Below are 26,638 nucleotides of genomic sequence, written 5' to 3' on the forward strand. Positions count from 1 at the left end.
GGCCGTGTCCAAGAACCCGTTCATGCAGTTCGTTGTCAAGGGCGCCAAGGCCGGTGACAAGGTCAGCGTGAGCTGGAAGGACAACAAGGGCGACAGCCGCACCGACGAAGCCACGGTCTCCTGACCCGGCACGACGCAAACACGGATGGAGAAGGCGCGCTTGCCCTTCTCCATTTTTTGCTTTTACAAAAACCGACGAGGTGACAGACATGAAACGTTGGACCCTGGCGCTAGGCGCCCTCATGATCAGCGGTGCTGCGCTGGCGCAGAAATCCGCGGCCGACGGCATAGCCGAATACCGTGCCTTGCTGGCCGACGGCAATCCTGCCGAGCTGTTCGAGGCCAAGGGGGAAGACCTCTGGAAGCAAAAGCGCGGCCCCAAGAGCATGTCGTTGGAGAAGTGCGATCTGGGCAAGGGTCCGGGTGTGGTCAAGGGTGCTTTCGTCGAACTGCCGCGCTACTTTGCCGATACCAACAAGGTGCAGGACCTGGAGTCGCGCCTGTTGACCTGCATGGAGACCCTGCAGGGCTTCAATGCAGCCGAGATTGCCAAGACGCCGTTTGGCAAGGGGGAGCAGGCCCATATCGAAGGCCTGGTGGCCTGGATCTCCTCCGAATCGCGCGGCATGAAATTCCAGCTGCCGCAGGATCACGCACAGGAAAAGACCATGTATGAAGTGGGCAAGCGCCTGTTTTTCATGCGCGGTGGCAGCCATGACTTTGCCTGCGCCACCTGTCACGGTGAAGAAGGCAAACGTATCCGCCTGCAGGATCTGCCCAATCTGACCAAGAACCCGGGTGCGGGCGCCGGCTTCGGCGCCTGGCCCGCCTACCGCGTTTCCTCCGGTGAACTGTGGGGCATGCAGCGGCGCCTGAACGACTGCTACCGTCAGCAGCGTTTCCCCTACCCGGGCTATGGCAGCGAAGCCACGATCGCCTTGGGTGTGTACATGGGTGTCAACGGCAAGGGTGGCGAGTCCATCGCCCCAGCTCTCAAGCGTTAAGAGGAGACCGATACCATGAAGAAACAAACTCTGTACATAGTCTGCGCTGCGGCCCTGGCCGCCGCGCTGGTGGCCGGTTGCTCCAGCCTGCCCGATAGCGCTGAACTGGATCAACTGACGACCCGGATCGCCCAGTCCTCCTTCCGCGACCAGGGCCAGGCCAAGGTGGACCGCCTGGTGCAGGACGAGGCCAACAGCGCGTGCAGCGCCGCAGATGTGGCGGGCAAGCCGCTGGATGAGAAAGTGGCCAAGTCCATCGAAGCCGCCAATTTCGCATCCATCCAGTGGCCTGCAGGTGGCCAGTACATCGGCGACTGGAAGGAAGGCGAAAAGATCGCCCAGAGCGGCCGTGGCAAGACCTGGAGCGATCCAGCCGGCAGCGAGAACGGCGGCAACTGCTACAACTGCCACCAGATCAGCAAGACCGAGATCTCCTATGGCACGCTGGGCCCGAGCCTGTACAACTACGGCAAGATACGCGGTGTGAGCAATCTGTACGCACCCGAGTCCGCCGCCATCATCCAGTACACCTGGGGCAAGATCTGGAACGCCAAGGCTTACAGCGCCTGCTCTCAAATGCCGCGCGCGGGCCACGCAGGCGTGCTGAACGAACAGCAGGTCAAGCACATCATGGCCCTGCTGCTTGACCCCAAGTCGCCCGTCAACCAGTAAACGTCTACCATCGGCCCGGGTCGTCCCGGGCCTTTTTTACTTCACTTACATCAGTGGATGCAGAAATATGAATCTTTCCAAACGTGAATTCATGCAGGTGCTGGGCGCCGGCACCATGGCCGGCATGGGTCTGGGCGCTTACGCCGAAGCCGATGCAGCCACCGCGGCCCAGGGCCTGTACGACATCCCGAAGTTCGGCCAGGTGTCCTTCCTGCACATGACCGATTGCCATGCGCAGCTCAAGCCCATCCATTTCCGCGAGCCCAACGTGAACCTGGGCATCGGCAGCATGAAGGGCCGCCTGCCGCATCTGGTGGGCGAGCATCTGCTCAAGGTGGCCAAGGTGCGTCCCGGCTCGGCCGAGGCCCATGCCCTGAGTTATCTCGATTTCGAGAAGGCCGCGCGCCGTTACGGCAAGGTCGGCGGTTTCGCGCACCTGGCCACCCTGGTCAAGCGCCTGCGTGCCAGCCGCCCCGGTTCGCTGCTGCTGGACGGTGGTGACACCTGGCAGGGTTCGGCCACCTCGCTGTGGACGAATGCGCAGGACATGGTGGACGCCTGCAAGCTGCTGGGCGTGGACATCATGACCGGCCATTGGGAGTTCACCTACGGCATGGAGCGGGTCAAGGAGATCATCGAGAAGGACTTCGCCGGCAAGATCGATTTCGTGGCGCAGAACGTCACCACCGCCGACTTCGGCGACCCGGTGTTCAAGCCCTATGTGATCCGCGAGATGAACGGCGTGCCCTGCGCCATCATCGGCCAGGCCTTTCCCTACACCCCCATCGCCAATCCGCGCTACATGGTGGCGGACTGGTCCTTCGGCATCCAGGACGAGAGCATGCAGAAGGTGGTGGACGAGGTGCGCGCCAAGGGGGCCCAGGTGGTGGTGGTGCTCTCGCACAACGGCATGGACGTGGACCTCAAGATGGCCAGCCGCGTGAGCGGCATCGACGCCATCCTGGGCGGCCACACGCACGACGGCATGCCCGTGGCGAGTATCGTCAGCAACAAGGGCGGCCAGACCATCGTCACCAATGCCGGCTCCAACGGCAAGTTCCTGGGTGTGCTGGACTTCGAGGTCAAGGATAAAAAGGTCAGCGACTTCCGCTACAAGCTGCTGCCCATCTTCGCCAACATGCTGCCGGCCGACCGCGAGATGGACGCGCTGATCACGAAGGTCCGTGCGCCCTACGAGAACAAGCTGGGCGAGGTGCTGGCCGTGACCGAAGGCACGCTGTACCGCCGTGGCAATTTCAACGGCACGGGCGACCAGCTGCTGCTGGATGCGCTGATCGATGTGCAGGGCGCGGACCTCGCTTTCTCCCCGGGCTTCCGCTGGGGCACCAGCCTGCTGCAGGGCCAGGCCATCACGCGTGAATGGCTCATGGACATGACGGCCACCACCTACTCCTACGCCACGGTCAGCGAGATGAGCGGCGCCATGATCAAGACCGTGTTGGAAGACGTCTGCGACAACCTCTTCAACCCCGATCCCTATTACCAGCAGGGCGGCGACATGGTGCGCGTGGGTGGGCTGCAATACAGCTGCAACCCGCTGGCCGGCATGGGCAAGCGCATCGACAACATGCGCCTGAACGGCAAGCTGATCGAAGCCGACAAGAGCTACAAGGTGGCCGGCTGGGCCCCGGTGGCCGAAGAGGCGAAGAGCGCCGGCAACAAGCTGGTCTGGGACGTGGTCGAGACCTGGCTCAAGGCGCGTGGCGGCAAGGTGGCGCCGCGCAAGCTCAACATGCCGAAGGTCGAGGGCGTGCTGCCCAACCCGGGCTACGCCGCGCTGTAAGGCAGGGCACCCGCATGAGCATGAGCACGGGTCCTGCGGGGCCTGTTCTCGTTTCAGCGGATCTGCTCGATGGAAAACTTCTTGTCCAGCACGATGGCAGGGATCAGCGCATAACCTTGGTTCTGCCAGTGCATCAGCTCGGTGATGGCCGAGGGCGTCACCTCCACGAAGTCCTGCATGTCGGCCGCGGTGTAGCCGTAGTCCTGCAGCGCCAGACCGCAGACCTTGAACTTCACGCCCATGTCGGCGTAGTAGCGCATGCGCTGCAGAACTTCCTGGTAACGCTCCTGGTTCTTCTTCGCCAGCGTCACGATCTCGGTGCCGTGCAGCAGCACGATGATGCTCATGTCTTCAGGGAACATGCTGTAGGGCGCCTCGGTCAGCGGATTGACCAGGCTGCGCACCCAGTACAGGGCCGCGCCCAGCTTGGCCGGGTCGTCGAGGAAGATGTCGACCAATGCCTTGGGGTTCTGGTAGGGCGTCCGCACCACCTTGGCCTGGGCCAGGGCGGGAGCGGCCTGGAAGGCCAGCAGCAGGACCATGACGAGGCAGGTGCGGGCGTACAAAAGCACGGTGCTCAGGCGCAACATGGGGGAACTCCTTATGGCCAGAGGCCTGGCGAGACCGTCATGATAGTTCTCATGAGATACCGCATGCTGTGCAAGCGCCTGCTCTCGCTGACTCTGGCAGGCTTGCTCACCGCCTGTTCGACCCTGCTGCCCGAAACGCATACCAACTCCACGAGTTTCCAGAGTTTTGACGAGGCGCGCACGGCTGTCGAGGCGCTGGAGCCGCGCAAGAGTGACCGCAAGGCGATGGAGAACAACGGCTTTGCGCTCACCCAGCATCCCAATATGACCTGGCTGACCCACGCCGATGTGGCCCACCGTTTTGCGTCAGGCTCGCTGCTCAGGCGTGACGATCTGGACCAGGGGGTGGTGGCCTGTCTGGAAGCGCGTGACGCCTGTCGCGGTGTGGAAATCGTCGGCGCCCGGATTTCCAGGGTGCGCACGGGCTCCTTCTGGCCCGACTTCCTGAATTTCTACCGCCGCACGGAGACCACGGGCTGGCGTTTCAACGCACTGGTGCTGTTCGTCGGCGATCAGGTGGTCTACCGCTCCTGGGGTGGCCAGCCCAAGGTGGATGAAGTGGAAATCATCCAGCGCCCGATGGGGCCGCTGCAGAACATCATTCCGTGAAGCGGGCGGTGCGACGCCGGTGAGAGGGTGTCAGTGTGGTGCCCCCGACAGGAATCGAACCTGTATCTGCCCCTTAGGAGGGGGCCGTTCTATCCATTGAACTACGGTGGCCGGTACCACGCCATTGTAAATGGCGTGGTACCGGCCACCGTGTGGCCGTATGTGGGCACCTCCCTCCCGGCCTCCCTCCGCCCGCGGAGGGAGGAGAGGGTTCAACCGCGCGCGGCGCGGCTGGCCTGCGTCACTTGGTCAGCAGGCGCATGGCTTCCTCGATGCCCTTGATGGTCAGCGGGTACATGCGGTGGTTCATGAGCTGCTGCATGATGCCGATGCTCTGGCGGTACTGCCAGACGCCCTGGGGCTCGGGGTTGATCCAGGCGAACTTGGGGAAGGCGTTCGTGAGGCGCTGCAGCCATTCGGCGCCGGCTTCCTCGTTGTTGTATTCCACGCTGCCGCCGGGCTGCAGGATCTCGTAGGGGCTCATGGTGGCGTCGCCCACGAAGATCAGCTTGTAGTCCTTGTTGTACTTGCGGATGATGTCCCAGGTCGGGAATTTCTCGCTGTAGCGACGCCGGTTGTTCTTCCACATGAAGTCGTAGACGCAGTTGTGGAAGTAGTAGAACTCCAGGTGCTTGAACTCGGTCTTGGTGGCGCTGAAGAGCTCCTCCACGCGTGCGATGTGCTCGTCCATGGTGCCGCCCACGTCCATGAGCAGCAGCACCTTCACGTTGTTGTGACGCTCGGGCACTAGTCGGATGTCCAGATAACCGGCGTTCTCGGCGGTGGCGCGGATGGTGTCGGGCAGGTCCAGCTCCAGCTCGTGGCCTTCGCGCGCGAAGCGGCGCAGGCGGCGCAGCGCCACCTTGATGTTGCGCGTGCCCAATTCCTGGGTGTCGTCGTAGTCCTTGTAGGCGCGCTGGTCCCAGACCTTGATGGCGTTCTTGTTGCGGCTCTTGTCCTGGCCGATGCGGATGCCCTGGGGGTTGTAGCCGTTGGCGCCGAAGGGGCTGGTGCCGCCCGTGCCGATCCATTTGCTGCCACCCTCGTGGCGCTCCTTCTGTTCCTCGAAACGCTTCTTGAGCGTCTCCATGAGCTCGTCCCAGCCCATCTTCTCGATGGCGGCCTTCTCCTCGGGGCTGAGGTTGAGCTCCAGGTTCTTGCGCAGCCACTCCAGCGGGATGTCCCTGGTGAAGTCGGTCAGCATCTCCACCCCCTTGAAGTAGGCGGAGAAGGCGCGGTCGAACTTGTCGTAGTGCTTCTCGTCCTTCACCAGCGTGGTGCGGCTCAGGTAGTAGAAGTCGTCCACCGAGTAAGCGCTGCCTCCTTCGGGGTCGGCCTTGGGGCCGACCACGCCCGCCTGAAGCGCTTCGAGCAGGGTCAGGTATTCCTTGACCGAGACCGGCAGCTTGGCCGAGCGCAGGGTGTAGAAGAAGTCGATCAGCATGACGAGCTCCTCAGTGCGGTTTGTCCAGCAAGTAGTGCAGATGCGCGCGGACCTCGGGCCATTCGCCGCTGCGCAGGCTGTACATCACGGTATCGCGGATGGTGCCGTCGCGCCGCAGGGCCTGGCCGCGGATCACGCCGTCTTTTTTCGCGCCCAGGCGCTCAATGGCGGCCTGCGAGGCGAAGTTGAAGTTGTCGGTGCGCCAGCCCACCACATGGCAGCCGAGGGCGTCGAAGGCGTGGGTGAGCAGCATGAGCTTGCACGTGGTGTTCACGTGGGTGCGCTGCACGCTTTTCGCGTACCAGGTGTAGCCGATCTCCACGCGTTTCACCGCCGGCAGGATGTCATGGTAGCTGGTGCAACCCAGCACACGGCCGCTGAGTTCTTCCACGACGGCAAAGGCGAAGCGGCTGCCTTCGGCGCGCATCTTCAGGGCCGTCTCGATGTAGGCAGGGGTCTCGTCCGGCGTGGGCACACCGGTCACGCGCAGCTTCCAGAGCGCGCCATCGGCCGCCGCGGCGCGCAGGCCCGCCTCGTGTTCCAGGCCCAGCGGCACCAGCTGCACGCCCCGCAGCGCCAGGGTGACGGGCTCGACGAAGGCCATTTCAGCTTTCCCGTTCTCCGCTCTTGCGGGCGCGCCAGCGACGGGCCCCCTGCAGCCCCAGGCCGCCGCCCAGGCCCACGAGCACGATGGCGACTATGCTGGTGCCGCCGTAGCCTTCTGCGAAGATATCCCAGCCCAGCAGGATGCCGGCCCAGTAGCCGGCCAGGGCGCCGCCGACAAAACCGACGGCGTCGGACAGGCCTTCGAGCAGGAGTTTGTTCGTCATCGCGCAGGCCTCAGCGGTTATTGCGTTGCATGAACACCAGTTTTTCGAACAGGCTCACGTCCTGCTCGTTCTTGAGCAGGGCGCCCACCAGCGGCGGCACAGTCACCTTCTCGTCCCTGCTCTGCAGGGCCTCGGCCGGAATGTCCTCGGCCAGCAGCAGCTTGAGCCAGTCCAGCAGTTCGCTGGTGGAGGGTTTTTTCTTGAGGCCGGGCAGGTTGCGCACGTCGAAGAAGGTTTTCATGGCCGCGCCCAGCAGCTCCTGCTTGAGGCCGGGGAAGTGCACGGCCACGATCTTGGCCATGGTCTCGGCGTCGGGGAACTTGATGTAGTGGAAGAAGCAGCGGCGCAGGAAGGCGTCGGGCAGCTCCTTCTCGTTGTTGGAGGTGATGAAGACCAGGGGGCGGTGCCTGGCCTTGATCAGCTCGCGCGTCTCGTAGCAGTAGAACTCCATGCGGTCGATTTCCCGCAGCAGGTCGTTGGGGAATTCGATGTCGGCCTTGTCGATCTCGTCGATCAGCAGGGCCACGGGCTGGTCGGCCGTGAAGGCCTGCCAGAGCACACCCTTGACGATGTAGTTGTGGATGTCCTTGACCTTCTCCTCGCCCAGCTGGCTGTCACGCAGGCGGCTGACCGCGTCGTACTCGTACAGGCCCTGCTGGGCCTTGGTGGTGGACTTGATGTGCCATTGCAGCAGGGGCAGCTTCAGGGCCGCGGCCACTTCCTCGGCCAGCATGGTCTTGCCGGTGCCGGGTTCGCCCTTGACCAGCAGGGGGCGCTTGAGTGTGATGGCGGCATTGACCGACAGCATCAGATCCTGGGTGGCGACGTAGTTCGAGGTACCTTGGAATTTCATGGGCAGCAGGGGTGTCGGGGGCTGGGAAACCCGGTTTTGGCGGTAGATATAATGTCAGGCTGATTTATATCAACCACTGGCTGATTGTCCTCGCAAAATGAACAAACTGTTGCTGACGCTTATCTCCCTGCTTGTCGCTTCTGCGACGGTGTTCTCCGCCCACGCCCAGGAAGCCAAGGGTGACGCCAAGGCCGGCGCGACCAAGATCGCCATGTGCATCGGCTGTCACGGTATCCAGGGTTACCAGGCCAGCTTTCCTGAGATCTACCGCGTGCCCATGATCTCGGGCCAGAACGCCAAGTTCATCGTGTCCGCCCTGAACGCCTACAAGAAGGGCGAGCGCAAGCACCCCACCATGCGCGCCATCTCCGACAGCCTGAACGACCAGGACATGGCCGATGTAGCGGCGTATTACTCCGAGCACGGCATGGGCGGCAGCGCTGCCGTCAAGGCCGCGCCGGCAGCATCGGCCAAGGTGGCCGAGCTGCTGAACAAGGGTAGTTGTATCGCCTGCCATGGCGACAACTTCAACAAGCCGATCGACCCGAGCTACCCCAAGGTGGGGGGCCAGCCGGCCGACTATATTTTCGTGGCGCTCAAGTCCTACAAGACCGAAGGCGCCGCCACCTGGGGTCGCGCCAACGGCATCATGGGCGGCATCGCCAAGCAGTTCTCCAACGCCGAGTTGAAGGAACTGGCCGGTTACGTCAGCAGCCTGCCGGGTGACCTCAAGACCGTGCCGCAGAGCGAGTTCCGCTAAGCGCCACTTCCCGCACACAAAAAAGCCGCTCGATGAGCGGCTTTTTTTATGGCCCTCCAGCCTGTCCGCCAGCGGTGTGCTGCTCAGTCCTTCGTGGCCTGCTGCTGCACGCAATCGATATAGGCCGCTCCGTCCGGTGGGCGGCCGGCGCGCTGGCTTTCCCAGACCATGCGGCCCAGGCAGTCCATCACGCCGTGGTGGGCCGCGTGCAGATCGTCGCGTTTCGCGGCCAGCAGCTCCACGGCCTGGCGTATGCCGCGTGGCTGGTCGATGCTGCACTGTTCGCTGATGGACAGGTGCATGGACAGGTGCAGGAAGGGGTTCTCGCGCCCGGGCTCGGCCTGGGCCATGCTGGCCAAGGCGCCGTCCAGATCGGCCAGCTCGGCGTGGTACTCGGGGTGCTCGGCGATCCATTGGCTGGCCAGCAGCTCGATGGCCTCCAGGGCTTGGTTGGCGCGGGCCTTGGCGTAGACGCCGCAAAAGAAGCGGCGCACGTCGGCCTGGGAGGGCTGGAACATCATGGGGCGATTATCGGCGAGCCTTCTGGCGGGCGCTTCAGCCCAGTCGACGGGAGATGGTCTGGGCGGCCTGCAGCAGGGCCGGCAGCAGCGTCTCCTGCGCCACCTTGGTGTTGGTGCGGTTGGCCTGGCCGCTGAGGTTGAGTGCCGCGATGAAACGGCCGCTGCGGTCCGTGATGGGCGCGGCCAGCGAGATCAGGCCTTCCTCCAGTTCCTGGTTCACCAGGCTCCAGCCCTGACGGCGCACCTGCTGTACCTTGGCCAGCAGGGCTTCCAGGTCGGTGACCGTGTGTTTCGTCAGGGCCTTGGGGCGTGAAGCTTTGAGGCGACGCAGCACCTCCTCGTCGTCCAGGCCGGCCAGCAGCACCCGGCCCATGCTGGTGCAGTAGGCCGGCAGGCGTGAACCCACGCCCAGGGTGTTGCGCATGATCTTGTGCGTGGGCACGCGCAGCACGTAGACGATGTCCGTGCCCTCGAGCACGGCGGCCGAGCAGGACTCCTTCACTTCGTCCACCAGCGCTTCCATCACCGGTTCGGCCAGGTTCCAGATCGGCATGGAGGAGAGGTAGGCGAAGCCCAGGTCCAGGATGCGCGCGGTCAGGCGGAACAGGCGGCCGTCGTTTTCCACGTAGCCCAGGGTCTGCAGCGTGAGCAGGATGCGGCGCGCACCGGCGCGTGTGAGGCCGGTGCGGGCGGCGACTTCGCTCAGGGTCTGTTGCGGTGTCTGGGCGCTGAAGGAGCGGATGACCTCCAGCCCGCGCGCAAAGGATTGCACATAGCTGTCGCCGGGCTGTGGCGCTGTCGCGGGGGTGGCAGGGGGCATGGGGCGGTCGGAAGGATCTGGATTAGAATTCATTATACGAACAAATGTTCTATATACGAACAAATCGAAGGCAGGAGCACATCCCATGATCAACAAGATCGCGGCCTCGGTGGACGAGGCGCTGGCTGGTGTGAAGGACGGTTCCACCGTCATGATCGGCGGCTTCGGCACGGCGGGCATTCCGCTGGAGCTGATCGACGGCCTGATTGCGCAGGGCGCCAGGGATCTCACGGTGGTGAACAACAACGCCGGCAACGGCGACACGGGGCTGGCTGCGCTGCTGGCCACGGGCCGCGTGCGCAAGATCATCTGCAGCTTCCCGCGCCAGGCCGACAGTTTTGTCTTCGACGGCTTGTACCGCAGCGGCAAGCTGGAACTCGAGCTCGTGCCCCAGGGCAATCTGTCCGAGCGCATCCGCGCGGCGGGCGCCGGCATCGGCGGTTTCTTCACGCCCACCGGCTACGGCACCGAGTTGGCCCAGGGCAAGGAGACCCGCGTGATCGACGGCAAGGGTTATGTGCTGGAGCAACCCATCCATGGCGACGTGGCGCTGGTCAAGGCCGAGCGCGGCGACCGCTGGGGCAACCTGACTTACCGCAAAACCGCGCGCAACTTCGGCCCCAGCATGGCCATGGCCTGCCAGCAGACCATCGCCAGCGTGCACGAGATCGTCGAGCTGGGCGGCCTGGACCCCGAGGCCGTTGTGACGCCGGCCATCTATGTCAGCAAGATCGTCAAGATTCCCCGTCAAACCACCCAAGCGGGCGGTTTCAAAAAGGCAGCCTGACCATGAGCTATCAAAAACGCAGCAAAGACCAGCTGGCCGCGCGTGTGGCCCGGGACATTCCCGAGGGCGCGGTGGTCAACCTGGGCATCGGCCAGCCCACGCTGGTGGCCAACCACATCCCGAAAGATCGTGAAGTGCTGCTGCACAGCGAGAACGGCCTGCTGGGCATGGGCCCGGCCCCACTCGCGGGGCAGGAGGACTACGATCTCATCAACGCCGGCAAGCAGCCGGTGACGCTGCTGCCCGGCGGCTCCTACTTCCACCACACCGACAGCTTCGCCATGATGCGCGGCGGCCACCTGGACATCTGCGTGCTCGGTGCCTTCCAGGTCAGCGCGACCGGTGACCTGGCCAACTGGCACACGGGCGAGAAGGACGCGATCCCCGCCGTGGGTGGCGCCATGGACCTGGCGGTCGGCGCCAGGCAGACCTGGGTCATGATGGATTTGCTGACCAAGCAGGGCGAGAGCAAGATCGTGCAGACCTGTAGTTACCCGCTCACCGGCATCGCCTGCGTCAAGCGTGTCTACACGGATGTCTGCACGCTGGACTGCACGCCGCAGGGGCTCAGGCTCGTCGATCTGATCGACGGCCTGACACATGCCGAACTCGAAAGGATGATCGGCCTGCCGATAGGTCTTACTCCCTCTCCCTTTGGGAGAGGGCAGGGGTGAGGGCATGTCGGGCGGGCGACGAGCCCTCACCCTAACCCTCTCCCAGGGGGAGAGGGAACAAAATTCACGAAAGGATAGACCATGAATCAAGCCTACATCTGCGACGCCATCCGCACCCCCTTCGGCCGTTACGGGGGCGTGCTCTCCAGCGTGCGCACCGATGACCTCGGCGCCATCCCCATCGCCGCGCTGATGGCGCGCAATCCCCAGGTGGACTGGGCGGCCTTGACCGACCTGATCTACGGTTGCGTCAACCAGGCCGGCGAAGACAACCGCAATGTGGGCCGCATGGCGGCCCTGCTGGCCGGCCTGCCGCCCGAGGTGCCGGCCTCCACCGTGAACCGCCTCTGCGGCTCGGGGCTGGACGCGCTGGGCAGCGCGGCACGCGCCATCAAGGCCGGCGAGGCCACGATGATGATCGCCGGTGGTGTGGAAAGCATGAGCCGCGCGCCTTTCGTGATGGGCAAGGCCGAAAGCGCCTTCAGCCGCAGCGCCGAGATCTTCGACACCACCATAGGCTGGCGCTTCGTGAACAAGCTCATGAAGCAGAAATACGGCACTGACTCCATGCCCGAGACGGCCGAGAACGTGGCCGACGAATACAAGATCAACCGGGAAGACCAGGACAAAATGGCCCTGGCCTCTCAGCTCAAGGCCGTGGCCGCGCAGAAGGCCGGATACTTCGACGCCGAGATCACGCCCGTGTCCATCGCCCAGAAGAAGGGCGATGCCATCGTGGTCAGCAGGGACGAGCACCCGCGCGAGACGTCGATGGAGGCCCTGGCCAAACTCAAGCCCATCGTGCGCGAAGGCGGCACGGTGACAGCGGGCAACGCCTCGGGTGTGAACGACGGCGCCTGCGCCCTGCTGCTGGCGAGTGAGGATGCCGCCAAGAAGCATGGCCTGAACCCGCGCGCCCGCATCGTGGGCATGGCCACGGCCGGCGTGGCCCCGCGCATCATGGGCATCGGCCCGGCGCCGGCCACGCAGAAGGTGCTGGCGCTCACGGGGTTGACGATGGCGCAGATGGACGTGATCGAGCTCAACGAGGCCTTCGCCGCCCAGGGCCTGGCCGTGCTGCGCCAGCTGGGGGTGCGTGACGACGATTCCCGCGTCAATCCCAATGGTGGCGCCATTGCGCTCGGCCATCCGCTGGGCGCTTCGGGCGCGCGTCTGGCCACCACGGCGGTGAACCAGCTGCACAGGAGCGGCGGCCGTTACGCCCTGTGCACCATGTGCATCGGCGTGGGGCAGGGCATCGCGGTGATCCTCGAACGGGTCTGAGTACGGGCTTCCGGTTATCCCCCGGCGTAGCGCTGCCGCAGCAGCCGGTGCAGCACCTTGCCCGTGGCGGTGCGCGGCATCTGTGCGTCCTCCACGAACACCACCTGGCCCGGGCACTTGAAGCCAGCCAGGCGCTGGCGGCACCAGTCGCGCATTTCGTCGGCGCTGGCGCTCTCGCCCTGGTGCAGCACGATGACCGCCATCGCCGTCTCGCCCCATTTCTCGTGCGGAACGCCGATGACGGCCACGTCGCGCACCTTGGGGTGCAGGCCCAGCACGCCCTCCACCTCCGAGGGATAGATGTTCTCGCCACCGCTGATGATCATGTTGCTCTTGCGGTCTACCAGCCAGATGTAGCCGTCGGCATCGCGCCGCGCCATGTCACCCACCGAGCACCATTCGCCGTCCAAAGCCTCGGCCGTCTTGTCGGCATTCTTCCAGTAGCCGTCGAACACGTAGGCCGTGCGCGAAAAGAGTTCACCCACCTCGCCGTCCGCCACCTCCTGCCGCCGCTCGTCGAGCAATCGTATCGGGCCGCTGCCCGCCCATTCGCGCCCGACGGAGCCGAGCTTGCTCAGTTGTTCCTCGGGTCGCAGCAAGGTCACCCAACCCGCCTCGGTCGAGCCGTACAACTCGTACAGCCGGCCGTTGGGAAACAGCTCCATGATGCCGCGCTTGGTGTCCGGCCGCGCCGGCGCCGACGAGACCATGAGCTTGCCCACGGCGCTCAGGTCGAAGCCGCGCTTCACCTCGGGCGGCAAGGCCAGCATCATGATGTAGTGGGTGGGCACGAGCGAGGTGAAGGTGACGCGGTCCTCGGCCAGCGTGCGCAGCAGTGCCTGCGCGTCGAAGCTGCGGCGGTCCTCGATGATGCAGGTGCCCCCCATGTGGATGAAGGTGGTGCCGAAGTAGAGCGAATTGGCGTGGCACAGCGGCATCACCAGCAGCGCCGTGTCCTGGCGCTGGAAGCCCATCTCCAGCGCAGTGGCCAGGGCAATCAGCGTGCTGCCGCCGTGGCTGCGCAGGGCCCCCTTGGGCCGACCCGTGGTGCCCGAGGTGTACATCAGCGCGCAGGTGTCCTCCGGGAGCACCGGTTCGAAGGCGAAGCCGGGATCGGCGCCGGCCATCAGCGCTTCGTAGGCCGTCCAGCCGGCGGGTGCGCTCTCGCCCAGCGTCACATAACGTCCGGCGGGCACGCGCAGCTGCGCGCGCAGGGTGTCCACGGTGGCGCAGAACTCGGGGCCGGCGATCACCGCGCCGACCTCCGCGTTGTCCAGGATGTAGGCGATTTCCGGGCCGCTCAGGCGGAAGTTCAGCGGCACGGCGACCAGTCCGGCGCGGGCCAGACCGACATAGATCTCCATCCACGCCACGCAGTTGTAGGCCAGCACGCCGACCCTTTCCCCCCGGGCCAGGCCCAGGCCGCGCAGGGCCGCGCCCAGCCGGCTGGCGCGTTCGTTCCATTCGGCGTAGCTCAGCCGGCGGCGGGAATCGCGCGCGCCCAGCTTGGAGGGTGTGAGTCTGGCGTGGGTGGCCACGGCGTCGGCAATGGTGAGTAGATGGCTCATGGGCGGTCTCCGGTAGGGGCGGGTGGAAAGCCGTTCCGGGGCATGGGGCATCCCGGAGGACAGATGGCTTGACATATGTGAATTCTGAATTCAGAATTCATCAACAGTCAAGCCCCGGGTTTTTCCGGCCGGCCCTCGCCGGCCCCGGTTCACGCATCTGCGAAGGAGACGACCATGGCCCCTCCCCCCATCGGTGAGCAATCGGCTGCCGCCGTCATCGCCCGCTTTCTCAAGGCGCGGGGCGTGCGCCGCGTGTACGGCCTGTGCGGCGGCCACATCATGCCGATCTGGATGCGGCTGGATGCCGAGGGCATCCGCATCGTGGACGTGCGCGACGAGCGTGCCGCGGTCTACATGGCGCATGCCGAGGCGCAGCTGGGCGGCGGCCTCGGCGTCGCGCTGGTCACCGCCGGGCCGGGCGTGACCAATGCCATGACCGGCATGGCCAATGCCCATGTGGCGCGGGCGCCGGTGCTGGTGCTCTCGGGCCTGCCCCCCACCGCGCAGGAAAACCGCGGCGCCCTGCAGGACATCGTGCACACCCAGCTGGTGGCCAGCCTCACGCGCTACGCCCGCACCGTGCGCCATCCCGATCTGGTGCCGCAGGAACTGGCCGAGGCCGTCGCGCGCGCCCTCGGCGAGGGGGGCGAGCCCGGGCCGGTCTACCTCGATTTCCCGGTCGACACGCTGCGCGCGGACGTCGCGCGCGCCGTGCAGTTGCCCGAGATGTTCGCCCCGCCCCCGGCGCGGCCCCTCTCGCCGCACCCGCAGGCGGTGCAGGCGGCCGTGGCGCGCTTGTGGGCCGCCAAGCGCCCGCTGGTCATCTCGGGCCGCGGCGCCAGGAACGCGGGGCCTGCGCTGTCGGCGCTGCTCGCGCGCCTGGGCGCGGCCTACCTGGATACGGGCGAGAGCCGCGGGCTCGTGAGCGATGATCACCCGAGCGTCGTGGCCGCCATGCGCGGCGCGGTGATGGGGCAGGCCGATCTGGTCCTTACCGTCGGCCGGCGGCTGGACTTCCAGCTCGCCTACGGTTCACCCGCCGTCTTCGGCCAGGCCGAGTTCCTGCGCATCGCCGATTGCGCCGCCGAGCTGCGCGACAACCGCCGTGGCGCGGTGGAACTGCTGGCCGATCCGGCGCTGGCGCTGCAGGCCATCCTCGACGCCGCGCCCGCCCACGCGCCCGCCAGCGACGGGGCCTGGCTCTCGGGCCTGCGCCAGCAGCATCTGCAACGCTCGGAGAAACTGGTGCAGGGCATGCGGCAGGCCCCGCCCGGCAGCGACGGACGCATGCACCCGAACCGCGCGCTGGCGGCATTGCGCGACGTGCTGCCCGCCGATGCCGTGGTCGTGGCCGACGGCGGTGACTTCCTCAGTTTTGCCCGGGTCGGCCTGCCGGCGACGACCTACCTCGACCCGGGCTCGTTGGGCTGCATCGGCGTGGGCACGCCCTTTGGCATAGCGGCCAGCCTGGTCTGCCCCGACAAGACCGTCGTGGTGGTCACGGGCGACGGCGCCTTCGGCTTCAATGCGATGGAGATCGACACGGCGGTGCGGCATCAGGCGCCGGTGCTGGTGATGGTGGCGAACAATGGCTCGTGGGCCATCGAGGTTCGTGACCAGCAGGAAACGCACGGCAAGGTCGTGGGCACACAGCTGCAGTTTGCCGACCACGCCGCCATGGCGCGCGCCTTCGGCATGCACGCCGAGCGGGTCGAGCGGGCCGAGGACCTGCCGGGCGCCATCGCGCGCGCGATGGCCCATCGACCCGCACTGCTCGATGTGGTGGTCACGCCGCAGGCGGTGTCGTCCGACGCCAAGTCCGGCCTGGCCTGGGTGCCCGACCTGCAGCCGCTGGCGGCCTGGGACGAGGCCGAGCGGGCCTGGCGAGACAAGGGCTGAGCCCGGGCCGCTACCATAGCGCCCCATGAAGACACTGCAAGCCGCCCCCAGCCTGGTCGAGCAGGTGCATGAGGCCATCCTGTCCGAGATCGCGTCGGGCAAGCTGCCTCCGGGCGCGCGCATCATCCAGGAGCAACTGGCGCAGCAGCTCGGCGTATCGCGCCAGCCTGTGCAGCAGGCCCTGACCCTGCTGCGCAAGCAAGGCGTGCTGAACGACGCGCCGGGTCGCGGCCTGCTGGTGGCCCCGCTGGATCTGGACCATGTGCGTCACATGTACGACGTGCGCGCCGTCATCGAGGGCCTGGCGTTTCGCAAGGCGGCCGACGACAGCGCTGCCCAGGCGGCGGCCCAGGGACCGGCCCTGATCCGCGCCGGGCGCAAGGCCGTGGCCAGCGGATCGGTCGGCGCCATGATCGCTGCGGACATGGCCTTTCATGACTTCATCTACACCCTGTCAGGCAACCCGCTGGTGGCGCCGTCCATGCAGACCCACTGGACCCATACGCAGCGGGTCATGGGCGAGGTGCTCATGCGCGACGACAAGCCGCGCGACATCTGGGACCAGCACGAAGCCCTGCTCGAGGCTGTTGCCGCCGCAGACGGCGCGCGCGCCGAGCGGCTGGCGCGCAAGCACATCCTGGAGGCCGCTGATTTCATGATCCGCAGGCTGCGCGCGGAACAGCGCCGCAGCTGAGCGGCGCCGGCAGGGCTGCGCCCGCTTCGGTGGTGTCATGCCCTCTTGCGCAGCCTTTTTCCACCCAACGGAAAACTGATTTTCCAGGGGCCGCCTTGTCCCCGGGCCGTCTTTGCTCAACACTGCGGGATTCGGGATGCGACGCATCCCCAACGCATGAACGAGGAGACACCTTGATGAGCAAGAAAATCGGCTGGATCGGCCTGGGTCGTATGGGCGAAGCGATGGTGACCAAGCTGCTGAAGGCCGGCCACACCGTCCACGTCTGGAACCGCACCGCCTCCAAGGCCGCGCATCTGGCCGAGTACGGCGCGAAGATCGAAACCAGCAAGATCGACCTGGCCAGCTGCGACGTGGTTTTCACCATGGTCTCCACCACCGACGACCTCAAGGACGTGCTGTTCGGCGCCGGCGGCCTCGTGACCGGCGCCAGGAAACCCCAGGTGGTGGTGGACAGTTCCTCCATCTCGCAGGAAGGCTCGGCCGAGATCCGCGAGAAGCTCGAAGGCATGGGCGTGGGTTATCTGTGCACCCCGGTCTCGGGCAACGCCAAGGTGGCCAAGGCGGGCAAGCTGCTCACGGTGTCGTCCGGCCCCAAGGCGCTGTACGAGCAGGTCGAGCCCTATCTGCAGGCCATGGCGCGCAAGGTCATGTGGGTGGGCGAGGGTGAGCTGGCCCGCATCTGGAAGATCGCGCACAACACCATGTTCGGCGTGATCATCCAGAACCTCTGCGAGATCACCGTGCTGGCCGAGAAGGCCGGCATTCCGCGCAACGTCTTCCTGGAAAGCATCAACGACTCGGTGCTGGGTTCCATGTACACGCGCTACAAGACCCCGGTGCTCAGCAACCTGAATTTCGACCAGGTCACCTTCACCCCCAAGCTCCTGCTCAAGGACATGGACCTGGGCATGAGCGCGGCCAAGGCGCACGGCGTGCCCATGCCTTCGGCGGCCGCGACACGCGAGTCGATCGCGCGCATGGTGGGCCACGGCCATGACAACGTGGACTTCGCGATCCTGCTGCAGGAGACGGCGAACGACGCGGGCCTGCAGATCAAGCCGCTGAACCTGCAGATCCCCGACGGCCTGTCGAGCTGACCATGGAATATCAGTTCGGGCTGAGCTTGTCGAAGCCACGCCATGCCCTCACCCCAACCCTCTCCCAGAGGGCGAGGGGGTAATGCCATGCGCACCCTGATTCGCGGCGCCACCGTCATCACCCTGGACGCGCTGGGCGACCTGCCGCGCGCCGACGTGCTGGTGACGGGCGACACGATCACCGAGATCGCGCCCGCCATCCACGCCGACGACGCGCAGCTGGTGGACGCCACAGGCTGTATCGTCATCCCGGGCCTGGTCAATGCGCACATGCACACCTGGCAGACCGCGCTGCGCGGCCTGGCCGCCAACTGGACGCTGCTGGAGTACTTCAAGAACATGCACGCGGGCCTGGCCACGGTGTTCGAGCCGCAGGACCTGTACATCGCCACGCTGGTCGGAGCGCTCAACCAGCTCAACTGCGGCACCACCACCCTGGGGGACTGGTGCCACAACAACAAGACCCCGGCGCACAACGACGCGGCCATCCAGGGTCTGCTGGAGTCCGGCATCCGTGCTGCCTTCTTCCACGGCACGCCCAAGCCCGATCCCAAACCGGGTGAGCGCCCCTTCTGGGAAGTGCCGCACCCGCGCGCCGAGGTCGAACGCCTGCTCAAGGCGCACCAAGGCAAAGAACTGCTGAGCGTGCACGCCGCCGTGCTGGGGCCGCATTACTCCACGCTGGAGGTGGCCCTGCACGACTTCCGCATGGTCCGGGAGCTGGGCATCATCGGCTCCCTGCACCAGGGCGGTGGCGCGGCGCGCACCCCGGAGGGCTGGGAAAAACTCGAAGCCGAGGGCCTGCTGGGCCCGCAGATCAATATCGTGCACGGCCATGCCCTGAGTGACGCGCAGCTCAAACGTTTCTGCGATCTCGGCATGAGCTTCTCGGCGGCCGCCGAGAACGAAATGACCCAGGGCCATGGCCATCCCATCACCGGTCGCCTGCGTGCCTATGGCAAGGCGCCGTCGCTGGGGGTGGACCTGGAGAGCGTGCTCAGCGGCGACATGCTGACCCAGGCCCGTGTGGCCTTGGGCGTGCAGCGCAGCCTGGACAACGTGGCCTACCGCGAAGCGCGCGGAACGATTCCCCCCACCTCCACCGTCACCACGCGCGAGGCGTTGGGCTGGGTCACGGTGGAAGGCGCGCGCATGCTGGGCCGGCTCGACCGCATCGGCACCCTGGCCGCGGGCAAGCAGGCCGACCTGGTGCTGATCCGCGCCGACGACCTGAACATGCAGCCCGTGCACGACCCGGTGAGCACGGTGGTCATGCAGACCACACTGGCCAATATCGACAGCGTGATGGTGGCCGGGCGCTGGAAGAAGCGCCACGGGAAACTGGTGGATGTGGACCTGGTCCCGAAGCTCGCTGCGCTGCAGGCTTCAGGCCGCAAGATCACGACGGCGTTGGGCTTGTCGCGATAAGCAGAGAAAAGCTGCCTACGCCTGGAGGCCGAGGGCAGCGCAGAGTGTTCGAGTCATAACTATTGAAGGAGACAGACATGAAACGCGTTCTTATTTCTGCAGCCCTGCTGCTGAGTGCCGGCCTGGCGCTGGCGCAGGCTTATCCGAACAAACCGATCCGCATCGTCGTGCCCTTCACGCCCGGCAGTGCCACGGACATCATGGCGCGCATCGTGGGCGAGAAACTCGGCACGGCCTGGGGCCAGACCGTGATCGTCGATAACAAACCCGGGGCCGGCGGCACGGTGGGCTCGGCCTTCGTGGCCAAGAGCGAACCCGACGGCTACACCCTGCTGGTGGTGTCCACCGGCCACGTGGTCAACCCGGTGCTCTACCCGGGGTTGAGCTATGACACCGTGGGCGACTTTGCCGGCATCACGCCGCTGGCCTCCCTGCCCAATGTGCTGGTGGTGGGCGCCAACAGCCCGATCAAGAACGTGCAGGAATTGATCGCTGCGGCCAAGGCCAACCCCGGCAAGCTCAACTACGCTTCGGCCGGCACCGGCAGCGCCACCCACGTGAACGCCGAGAAATTCCGCGCCGTCACGGGCATCCAGGCCACCCACATCCCCTTCAAGGGCACGCCCGAGACCATCACCGAGACCGTGGCCGGCCGCGTCGACTTCATGTTCACGCCCGTGCTCTCGTCCATCCCGATGATCCGCGACAACCGCATGCGCGCCCTGGCGGTCAGCACGGCCCAGCGTTCCTCGGCCCTGCCGGAGGTGCCCACCGTGTCCGAAGCCGGCGTGCCCGGTTTTGTGTTCGACTTCTGGATCGGCCTGCTGGCGCCGGCCAAGACGCCGCGCGATGTCGTCAACAAGCTCAACCAGGAGGTCGGCAAGGCCCTGGCCCAGCCCGACGTCAAGGAACGCATGGCCAAGCTCGGTGGCGAGCCGCTGCCCATGACCCCCGAGCGTTTTGACGCCTTCATCCGCGAAGAGCACGCGACCCTGAGCGTCATCATGAAGGACGCACCCAAGTAAGACCTGGCCACGCCCCCTGCAGCCCCCCTGCCGAGTCGCAGGGGGCTGTCCTGAACCCTTGCGGAGATCCCTGCCCATGCAGCCACTGCGCGTCAACATCTTCAACACCTCCAGCAACCTGCCGCTGCTCGCGGCGCAGGAGGCCGGCTGTTTTGCGCGGCGTGGCCTGGCGCTGGAGATCCAGCACACGCCGAACTCCGATGCGCAGCGCGCCGGCCTGGCCGCGGGCAGCTTCGACATCGCCCACGCCGCGGTGGACAACGCCGTGGCCATGGCGGAGGCGGGGCAGGACGTGCTCATCGTGCTCGGTGGTGACGCCGGCATGAACGAGTTCATGGTGCGCCCGGAGATCCAGACCATGGCCGATCTGCGCGGCAAGGTGCTGGCGGTCGATGCGCCCAACACGGCCTACGCCCTGGTGGCCAAGAAGATCCTCAAGAACCATGGTTTGCTGGAAGGCCGCGACTACACCGTGCGCCTGGCCGGCGGCACCGGCCCGCGCGCTGCGGCCATGGTGGCCGACCCGCAGCTGGCGGCCGCCATGATCAACCCGCCCTTCTCCTTCACGGTGCGCCAGCAGGGCCTCAAGAGCCTGGGCAGCCAGTACACCCTGCTGGGGCCCTACCAGGCCACCGGTGCGTTTGTCCTGCGCGACTGGGCGCGAGCCCATGCGGAGCTGTTGCAAGACTATCTGGCGGCTTATATCGAAGGGCAGCGCCTGGTCATGAACCCGGCCCGCCGCGCGCAGATGATCGATCTGCTGATGCGCAGCTTCAAGCTCGACCCGGTGGCGGCGGCCGGCACCTACGAGGCGCTGCTCACGCCGGGCGCCGGCCTGGCGCCGGACGCCCGTTTCAACACCGAGGGTTTCCGCGCCGTGCTGGCCATCCGTGCCGAGATGGAGGGCATGTGGGGCGGCACCCCGCCAGCGCCCGGCAAGTACATGGACCTGTCCTCTTACGAGCAGGCTATCCAGAAGTGTTCATAACAAGAGGAGATCCGCCATGAAACGTTTTGCCCTGACCGTCCTGTCGGCCCTGGCCCTGGGCTCCGCCCTCGCGCAAGGCTACCCGGCCAAGCCCATCAAGTTCATCGTGCCCTTCACCGCGGGCAGCGCCACCGACATCGTCGCGCGCACCGTCGGTGAGTCCATGAGCCGCAGCATGGGCCAGCCCATCGTCATCGAGAACAAGCTGGGCGCCGGCGGCACCATCGCCGCCGCCCAGGTCGCCAAGAGCGAGGCCGACGGCTACACCATCCTCGTGCATTCCTCGGCGCATGCGCTGAACCCTGCTCTCTACCCCAACCCCGGCTACGACACGCTCAAGGACCTGACGGGCGTGACTGCGCTGGCCGCCATTCCCAATGTGCTGGTGGTCCATCCGAACAAGGGCTGGAAGACCCAGGCCGAGCTGGTCGCCGCGGTCAAGGCCAACCCGGGCAAGTTCAACTACGCCTCGGCCGGCATCGGCAGCGGCACACACATGAACGCCGAAATCTTCCGCCTGCAGGCCGGCATCGACGCCCTGCACGTGCCCTACAAGGGCACGCCCGACGCCATGAACAATGTCATCGGCGGCTCCAACGACTGGTTCTTCGCGCCCCTGGCCTCGGCCCTGCCCCTGATCCGCGACAAGCGCCTGCAGGCCCTCTCGGTCAGCACCAAGATGCGCACCTCCACCCTGCCCGACGTGCCCACCAGCATCGAGGCCGGCCTGCCCGCTTCCGACTACACCCTGTGGGTCGGCATGATCGTGCCCATGGCCACACCGACGGCCGTGGTGAGGAAACTCAACGAAGAAGCTCTCAGGGCGCTCAGCAGCCCCGAGCTGAAGGAGCGCATGGCCAAGCTGGGCGCCGACCCCTTCCCCATGGCGCCCGAGGCCTTCAACGCCTATATCAAGGGCGAAATCGAGGTGGCCGCGCGCATCGTCCAGGCGGCCAACCTGAAGGCGCAGTAGAGCGGATCGGTTTCCCATGAAGATCCATTTCACTGGCATCGGCAAGATGGGCCTGCCCATGGCCGGGCACCTGGCCGCCGCCGGGCACGCCCTGACAGCCTATGACCCCTGCGACGAGCGTTGCGAACTGGCGCAGGAGCAGGGCCTGACCGTGGTGGGCGACGCCGCCGCTGCCATGGCGGCAGCCGATGTCGTCTTCTCCTCCTTGCCGCACGACGCGGCCTTGAGCGCCGTGGCCGCCCAGGTGGCGGCTGCCGCCCGGCCCGGCACCGTCTATGTGGACACCAGCACCGTTTCGATGCAGGCCTCGGCCGACGCGGCGCAGGCGCTGGACGGCAAGGGCCTGGCCTATCTGCGCACCGCCGTCTCGGGCAACAACAAGATGGCCGAGGCCGGGCAGCTCACCGTGCTGGCCTCCGGCCCGCGGGCGGCCTACGAGCAGGTGCTGCCGCTGCTCAAGACCCTGGGCTCCCATCACTTCTATCTGGGCGAGGCCGAGCAGGCGCGCCTGATGAAGCTGGTGGTCAACCTCATGATCGCCCAGACCAGCGCCATGCTGGCCGAGGCCCTGACCCTGGGGCGCAAGGGCGGCCTGGACTGGCAGGCCATGTGGGAGGTGCTCACCGCCAGCGCCGTGGCCTCGCCCATCGTCAAGGCCAAGTCCGCGCAGCTGAGCCAGCGCGACTTCACGCCCACCTTCACGGTGGAGCAGATGATCAAGGACCTGGACCTGATTCTCGACGCCGGGGTGGCCAGCAATGTGCCCCTGATGCAGGCCGCCATGACCCAGAAGCTCATGCACGCCGCCGTGGTGCAGGGCAACGGGCTGGACGATTACGCTGCCATCATCAAGGTGCTGGAACGCGGCGCGGGTTTAAACCCCAAGCTGTAAGCTGAAGCTGCCGATTTCCCTGGAGAGTTTTGTGAACCCTTTCGTCTACACCGCCCAGCCCGCGCGCGTCGTCTTCGGCGCGGGTTCCCTCTCGCAGCTGGCCAAGGAGATCGATGCCCTGGGCTGCAAGCGCGCGCTGGTGCTCTCCACGCCCGAGCAGCGGGCTTCGGCCGAGAGGGTGGCAGGTCTGCTGGGGGCGCGTGCGGCCGGCGTGTTCGACCGCGCGGTCATGCACGTGCCCATCGAGACCGCACGCGAGGCGCGTGAGGTGGCCAGGCAGCTCGGCGCCGATTGCGCCGTGGCCATCGGCGGCGGCTCCACCACGGGTCTGGGCAAGGCCGTCGCGCTCGATTCGGGCCTGCCCATCCTGGCCATCCCCACCACCTACGCGGGCTCGGAGATGACCCCCATCTACGGCATCACCGAGGCCGGGCTCAAGAAAACCGGGCGCGACCTGCGCGTGCTGCCGCGCACCGTGATCTACGACCCCGAGCTCACGCTGAGCCTGCCCGTATCTTTGAGCGTCACCAGCGGCATCAACGCCATCGCGCACGCGGCCGAGGGCCTGTACGCGGTGGACAGCAATCCCATCATGGACCTGATGGCCGAGGAGGGCATCACAGCCCTGGGCCGCGCGCTGCCGGCCATCGTGAGGAACGCCGCTGACGTGGGGGCACGCGCCGACGCGCTGTACGGCGCCTGGCTCTGCGGCACGGTGCTGGGCCACGTGGGCATGGCCCTGCACCACAAACTCTGCCACACCCTGGGTGGCAGCTTCAATCTGCCGCACGCCGAGACCCATACCATCGTCCTGCCGCACGCCCTGGCCTACAACGGCCAGGCCGCGCCGCAGGCCATGGTGCGCATCCGGCGCGCCCTGGGTGGCGGCTCGGCCGCGCAGGCCGTCTTTGATCTGGCCAGGAACAACGGCGCGCCGGTTGCGCTGAAAGACATCGGCATGAAAGCCGCCGATCTGGACCGGGCCTGCGACATTGCGCTGCAGAACCAGTACCCCAACCCGCGCCCCCTGGAGCGCGCGGCCATCCGCCAGCTTTTCCAGGACGCCTTTGACGGCGTGCGGCCCGCAACCTGATCCCGGCCTCAGGTGGTTCCCTGTAACCCTGCCCGGCCAGTGGGCATCTGGCAATTAAATTGCACACAATTTAATTGCAGGCAATAATTCAGCCCATGCCGAATCAGAAGCTCTCCGTCGACCAGGTCCTGCGGCTGGACAATCAGCTCTGTTTTGCGCTGTATTCCGCTTCGCACGCCATGTCCAAGGCCTACAAGCCGCACCTGGACGCGCTGGGCCTGACCTATCCCCAGTACGTGGCCATGCTGGTGCTGTGGGAGCAGGATGGGCTGACGGTCTCCGAGATCGGCGAGCGTCTTTACCTCGACTCGGGCACGCTCACGCCCCTGCTCAAACGCCTGGAAACCACGGGCTACATCAGCCGCCTGCGGGATACGACCGACGAACGCCGGGTGCTGATCCAGCTCACCGCAGCGGGCCGCAGGCTCAAGAGCAAGGCTGCGCCCATACCCGGTTGCATGTTCGAGGCCATGCAGTGCGCGCCGGCTGAACTCGCCACCTTGACCCGCCAGGTGCAGCAGCTGCGCGATCGCCTGCAGGCCTGATTCCTCATTTTTTCAACCACCACCAGGAGCTCACCGTGCCCACCACTCTCGACAAAGTTGTCTACACCGCCAAGGCCCATACCACCGGCGGCCGCGACGGCCGTGCCACCACCGACGACGGCCTGCTCGACGTCAAGCTGTCTCCGCCCAAGGCCATGGGCGGCGCCGGCGGTGCGACCAATCCCGAACAGCTGTTCGCCGCTGGCTACTCGGCCTGTTTCATGGGCGCGCTCAAGCACGTGGCCGGCATGAAGAAGGTGGCCGTTCCGGCCGACGCGGCGATCGACGCCGAAGTGGACATCGGCCCCATCCCCCAGGGTTTCGGCATCGCTGCACGCCTGGCCATCAGCCTGCCGGGCATGGACCGTGCCGTGGCCCAGGATCTGGTGGACACCGCCCACAAGGTCTGCCCCTACTCCAACGCCACCCGCGGCAACATCGTCGTGGACCTGCGCCTGGTCTGAAGTCATGAAAAAAACCGCCGGGCTCCTCGAGCCCGGCGGTTTTTTTGTGGGTCGGGGCTGATCAGCCCGGTTTGATATTGGCCTTGATCACCACTTCTTTCCAGCGGGCCTGTTCCTTGGCGACGAAATCGGCGTACTCCTTGGACGGGCCGCCCCCGGGGACGGCGCTTTCGGCTTCGTGTTTGGCCACGACGTCAGGCGCGCGCAGGGCCTTGGCACATTCCTGCTGCAGACGCGTGATGATGGCCGGCGGCGTGCCGGCCCGGGCGTGGATCCCATACCACTGCACGGTCTCGAAACCCGGAAAAAGTTCGGAGACGGACGGAACATCCGGCAGCACGGCGATGCGCTGGGCCGATCCCACGGCCAGGCAGCGCAGCGCGCCGCTCTTGATGTGCGGCAACAGCGCCGGCGTGCCCGCCGAGAAAAACTCGATGCGGCCGGCCAGCACATCCGTCAGCGCCGGGCCGGTGCCGCGGTAAGGGATGTGGGTCATGAAAATCCCGGAACGCAGCTTGAGGGCTTCAACAGCCAGGTGGCCTGCACTGGCGTTGCCCGCAGAGGCGTAGTTGAGTTGGCCGGGCTTGGATTTGGCGTAGGCGATGAAGGACTTCAGATCGGTCACCGGCACATCCTTGTGCACGCAGAACAGACTGGGGATGCGGTTGAGCAGGGTGACCGGCGTGAAGTCCTTGTTCACGTCGTAGCCGGCGTCGGGGTAGATCAGCGGGTTGACCACCATCAGCCCGATATGGCTCATGATGATGGTGTAGCCGTCGGCCGGGGAACGCAGCATTTCCTGCATGGCCGGCACACCGCCGCCGCCGCCCTTGTTGTCGATGACAAAGTTGGCCCCCATCTGCTTGGTCAGCTCCGCGGCGATGCTGCGCGCGACGATGCTGGAGGTGCCGCCGGGGGCAAAGGGAACGATCCAGCGTATGGGCTTGCTGGGCCAGGCGTCCTGGGCCTGCGCGGGCAGACCGGCGGCAGCCAATCCGCTGACGCCCATCCATTTCAGGCAGTCGCGTCGGTCCAGTTGGGCATCATTTCGGTTCATGGGTCTCTCTCGTGGGTGTCAAAGACAGGTTTATGAAGGAAAAACGGCGGCAGCGCAATTTGGAGATATCCCTAATAGAGGAACTACTCATGGAGCCAGAAGCGTCGCCGCCCGTGTCAGGTGCGTGCCCAGCAGTGTTGCACAGTCCTGCGGGTGGGTGTTGATCAGGCAATGGCTGGCGCCGGTCGCCGCCGCAGTCTGCACGCGCCGCAGCCGCACCGCCAGGGTTTGCGTGATCGTCACCATGGCCGGGTTGGCGT

30 protein-coding genes and 1 tRNA gene are annotated in these 26,638 nt (G+C 66.3%); 20 read left to right on the top strand and 11 right to left on the bottom strand.

The window, feature by feature from the left end; genetic code table 11:
- From ACYVH8_RS02945 to soxB, 4 genes are all read left to right on the top strand, one after another.
- Nucleotides 1-124, top strand: a 124-nt coding sequence (locus tag ACYVH8_RS02945; protein WP_460487512.1) for a thiosulfate oxidation carrier complex protein SoxZ, incomplete at its 5' end; no start/stop codon positions are given.
- A gap of 85 nt (nt 125-209) precedes the next feature.
- Nucleotides 210-1,004 (top strand): sulfur oxidation c-type cytochrome SoxA, encoded by a 795-nt coding sequence (soxA, locus tag ACYVH8_RS02950; RefSeq protein WP_460487388.1) that lies wholly within the window; start codon nt 210-212, stop codon nt 1,002-1,004.
- Between the two features lie 15 nt (nt 1,005-1,019).
- A complete protein-coding gene (gene soxX / locus ACYVH8_RS02955; protein ID WP_460487389.1) occupies nt 1,020-1,676 on the top strand; it encodes a sulfur oxidation c-type cytochrome SoxX in 657 nt (218 codons plus the stop codon).
- 67 nt (nt 1,677-1,743) lie between these two features.
- On the top strand, nt 1,744-3,480 hold the full coding sequence (gene soxB / locus ACYVH8_RS02960; RefSeq protein WP_460487390.1) for a thiosulfohydrolase SoxB: 1,737 nt from the start codon (nt 1,744-1,746) through the stop codon (nt 3,478-3,480).
- A gap of 53 nt (nt 3,481-3,533) precedes the next feature.
- On the opposite strand, the gene ACYVH8_RS02965 is transcribed toward soxB, so the two are convergent.
- A complete protein-coding gene (locus ACYVH8_RS02965; RefSeq protein WP_460487391.1) occupies nt 3,534-4,070 on the bottom strand; it encodes a DsrE family protein in 537 nt (178 codons plus the stop codon).
- Nucleotides 4,071-4,121: 51 nt separating this feature from the next.
- On the opposite strand from ACYVH8_RS02965, the gene ACYVH8_RS02970 reads away from it, so the two are divergent.
- Complete coding sequence (locus tag ACYVH8_RS02970; protein WP_460487392.1) at nt 4,122-4,679, top strand: hypothetical protein; 558 nt, start codon at nt 4,122-4,124, stop codon at nt 4,677-4,679.
- Nucleotides 4,680-4,715: 36 nt separating this feature from the next.
- Here the strand turns inward: ACYVH8_RS02970 and ACYVH8_RS02975 are convergent.
- The 5 genes from ACYVH8_RS02975 to ACYVH8_RS02995 all read right to left on the bottom strand — a co-directional run bounded on the left by ACYVH8_RS02975 (nt 4,716) and on the right by ACYVH8_RS02995 (nt 7,806).
- Nucleotides 4,716-4,790: transfer RNA gene (locus ACYVH8_RS02975), tRNA-Arg, on the bottom strand.
- 130 nt (nt 4,791-4,920) lie between these two features.
- The gene (locus tag ACYVH8_RS02980; protein ID WP_460487393.1) at nt 4,921-6,123 is read right to left on the bottom strand and encodes a vWA domain-containing protein; all 1,203 of its coding nucleotides are present in this window, start codon (nt 6,121-6,123) and stop codon (nt 4,921-4,923) included.
- Nucleotides 6,124-6,133: 10 nt separating this feature from the next.
- The gene (locus tag ACYVH8_RS02985; RefSeq protein WP_460487394.1) at nt 6,134-6,727 is read right to left on the bottom strand and encodes a GNAT family N-acetyltransferase; all 594 of its coding nucleotides are present in this window, start codon (nt 6,725-6,727) and stop codon (nt 6,134-6,136) included.
- Between the two features lies 1 nt (nt 6,728).
- Complete coding sequence (locus ACYVH8_RS02990; RefSeq protein ID WP_460487395.1) at nt 6,729-6,953, bottom strand: hypothetical protein; 225 nt, start codon at nt 6,951-6,953, stop codon at nt 6,729-6,731.
- Nucleotides 6,954-6,963: 10 nt separating this feature from the next.
- Nucleotides 6,964-7,806 carry an AAA family ATPase gene (locus ACYVH8_RS02995; RefSeq protein ID WP_460487396.1) on the bottom strand — a complete coding sequence of 281 codons (843 nt, stop codon included), beginning with the start codon at nt 7,804-7,806 and terminating at the stop codon, nt 6,964-6,966.
- 97 nt (nt 7,807-7,903) lie between these two features.
- Here ACYVH8_RS02995 and ACYVH8_RS03000 point away from each other — a divergent pair, with 97 nt between their 5' ends.
- A complete protein-coding gene (locus ACYVH8_RS03000) occupies nt 7,904-8,566 on the top strand; it encodes a c-type cytochrome (protein ID WP_460487397.1) in 663 nt (220 codons plus the stop codon).
- A gap of 83 nt (nt 8,567-8,649) precedes the next feature.
- On the opposite strand, the gene ACYVH8_RS03005 is transcribed toward ACYVH8_RS03000, so the two are convergent.
- Both ACYVH8_RS03005 and ACYVH8_RS03010 read right to left on the bottom strand, forming a co-directional pair.
- Complete coding sequence (locus ACYVH8_RS03005) at nt 8,650-9,084, bottom strand: DUF1841 family protein (RefSeq protein ID WP_460487513.1); 435 nt, start codon at nt 9,082-9,084, stop codon at nt 8,650-8,652.
- A 37-nt stretch (nt 9,085-9,121) separates the two neighbouring features.
- The gene (locus tag ACYVH8_RS03010) at nt 9,122-9,907 is read right to left on the bottom strand and encodes an IclR family transcriptional regulator domain-containing protein (protein WP_460487398.1); all 786 of its coding nucleotides are present in this window, start codon (nt 9,905-9,907) and stop codon (nt 9,122-9,124) included.
- Between the two features lie 85 nt (nt 9,908-9,992).
- Here ACYVH8_RS03010 and ACYVH8_RS03015 point away from each other — a divergent pair, with 85 nt between their 5' ends.
- From ACYVH8_RS03015 to pcaF, 3 genes are all read left to right on the top strand, one after another.
- Entirely contained in the window at nt 9,993-10,694 is a 702-nt protein-coding gene (locus ACYVH8_RS03015) for a 3-oxoacid CoA-transferase subunit A (protein WP_460487399.1), read from the top strand.
- Between the two features lie 2 nt (nt 10,695-10,696).
- Nucleotides 10,697-11,368: a 3-oxoacid CoA-transferase subunit B gene (locus ACYVH8_RS03020; RefSeq protein ID WP_460487400.1), complete on the top strand. Its 672-nt coding sequence runs from the start codon at nt 10,697-10,699 to the stop codon at nt 11,366-11,368.
- 81 nt (nt 11,369-11,449) lie between these two features.
- A complete protein-coding gene (gene pcaF, locus ACYVH8_RS03025; RefSeq protein WP_460487401.1) occupies nt 11,450-12,652 on the top strand; it encodes a 3-oxoadipyl-CoA thiolase in 1,203 nt (400 codons plus the stop codon).
- Between the two features lie 14 nt (nt 12,653-12,666).
- Here pcaF and ACYVH8_RS03030 read toward each other — a convergent pair whose 3' ends face one another.
- Nucleotides 12,667-14,220 (bottom strand): class I adenylate-forming enzyme family protein, encoded by a 1,554-nt coding sequence (locus ACYVH8_RS03030; protein WP_460487402.1) that lies wholly within the window; start codon nt 14,218-14,220, stop codon nt 12,667-12,669.
- Nucleotides 14,221-14,394: 174 nt separating this feature from the next.
- On the opposite strand from ACYVH8_RS03030, the gene ACYVH8_RS03035 reads away from it, so the two are divergent.
- From ACYVH8_RS03035 to ACYVH8_RS03085, 11 genes are all read left to right on the top strand, one after another.
- A complete protein-coding gene (locus ACYVH8_RS03035) occupies nt 14,395-16,119 on the top strand; it encodes a thiamine pyrophosphate-binding protein (RefSeq protein ID WP_460487403.1) in 1,725 nt (574 codons plus the stop codon).
- Nucleotides 16,120-16,144: 25 nt separating this feature from the next.
- Nucleotides 16,145-16,813, top strand: coding sequence for a GntR family transcriptional regulator (locus tag ACYVH8_RS03040; protein WP_460487404.1), 669 nt, complete (start codon nt 16,145-16,147; stop codon nt 16,811-16,813).
- Between the two features lie 32 nt (nt 16,814-16,845).
- Nucleotides 16,846-17,913 carry an NAD(P)-dependent oxidoreductase gene (locus ACYVH8_RS03045; protein ID WP_460487405.1) on the top strand — a complete coding sequence of 356 codons (1,068 nt, stop codon included), beginning with the start codon at nt 16,846-16,848 and terminating at the stop codon, nt 17,911-17,913.
- Nucleotides 17,914-18,000: 87 nt separating this feature from the next.
- Nucleotides 18,001-19,341, top strand: a complete 1,341-nt coding sequence (locus ACYVH8_RS03050) for an amidohydrolase family protein (protein WP_460487406.1) — start codon at nt 18,001-18,003, stop codon at nt 19,339-19,341.
- A 77-nt stretch (nt 19,342-19,418) separates the two neighbouring features.
- Nucleotides 19,419-20,366, top strand: coding sequence for a tripartite tricarboxylate transporter substrate binding protein (locus tag ACYVH8_RS03055; RefSeq protein WP_460487407.1), 948 nt, complete (start codon nt 19,419-19,421; stop codon nt 20,364-20,366).
- Nucleotides 20,367-20,442: 76 nt separating this feature from the next.
- Complete coding sequence (locus ACYVH8_RS03060; protein ID WP_460487408.1) at nt 20,443-21,354, top strand: ABC transporter substrate-binding protein; 912 nt, start codon at nt 20,443-20,445, stop codon at nt 21,352-21,354.
- 16 nt (nt 21,355-21,370) lie between these two features.
- On the top strand, nt 21,371-22,327 hold the full coding sequence (locus tag ACYVH8_RS03065; protein WP_460487409.1) for a Bug family tripartite tricarboxylate transporter substrate binding protein: 957 nt from the start codon (nt 21,371-21,373) through the stop codon (nt 22,325-22,327).
- A 16-nt stretch (nt 22,328-22,343) separates the two neighbouring features.
- A complete protein-coding gene (locus ACYVH8_RS03070) occupies nt 22,344-23,219 on the top strand; it encodes an NAD(P)-dependent oxidoreductase (RefSeq protein ID WP_460487410.1) in 876 nt (291 codons plus the stop codon).
- 31 nt (nt 23,220-23,250) lie between these two features.
- Nucleotides 23,251-24,312, top strand: coding sequence for a maleylacetate reductase (locus tag ACYVH8_RS03075; RefSeq protein WP_460487411.1), 1,062 nt, complete (start codon nt 23,251-23,253; stop codon nt 24,310-24,312).
- A 95-nt stretch (nt 24,313-24,407) separates the two neighbouring features.
- Entirely contained in the window at nt 24,408-24,857 is a 450-nt protein-coding gene (locus ACYVH8_RS03080; protein WP_460487412.1) for a MarR family winged helix-turn-helix transcriptional regulator, read from the top strand.
- A gap of 35 nt (nt 24,858-24,892) precedes the next feature.
- Nucleotides 24,893-25,321 (top strand): organic hydroperoxide resistance protein, encoded by a 429-nt coding sequence (locus ACYVH8_RS03085; protein WP_460487413.1) that lies wholly within the window; start codon nt 24,893-24,895, stop codon nt 25,319-25,321.
- A 61-nt stretch (nt 25,322-25,382) separates the two neighbouring features.
- Here ACYVH8_RS03085 and ACYVH8_RS03090 read toward each other — a convergent pair whose 3' ends face one another.
- Together ACYVH8_RS03090 and ACYVH8_RS03095 are read right to left on the bottom strand one after the other, a co-directional pair.
- Nucleotides 25,383-26,378 (bottom strand): Bug family tripartite tricarboxylate transporter substrate binding protein, encoded by a 996-nt coding sequence (locus ACYVH8_RS03090; protein WP_460487414.1) that lies wholly within the window; start codon nt 26,376-26,378, stop codon nt 25,383-25,385.
- A gap of 87 nt (nt 26,379-26,465) precedes the next feature.
- On the bottom strand, nt 26,466-26,624 hold the full coding sequence (locus tag ACYVH8_RS03095) for a hypothetical protein (RefSeq protein ID WP_460487415.1): 159 nt from the start codon (nt 26,622-26,624) through the stop codon (nt 26,466-26,468).
- Nucleotides 26,625-26,638: the final 14 nt, after the last annotated feature.

The sequence above is a fragment of the Curvibacter fontanus genome (assembly GCF_054780335.1).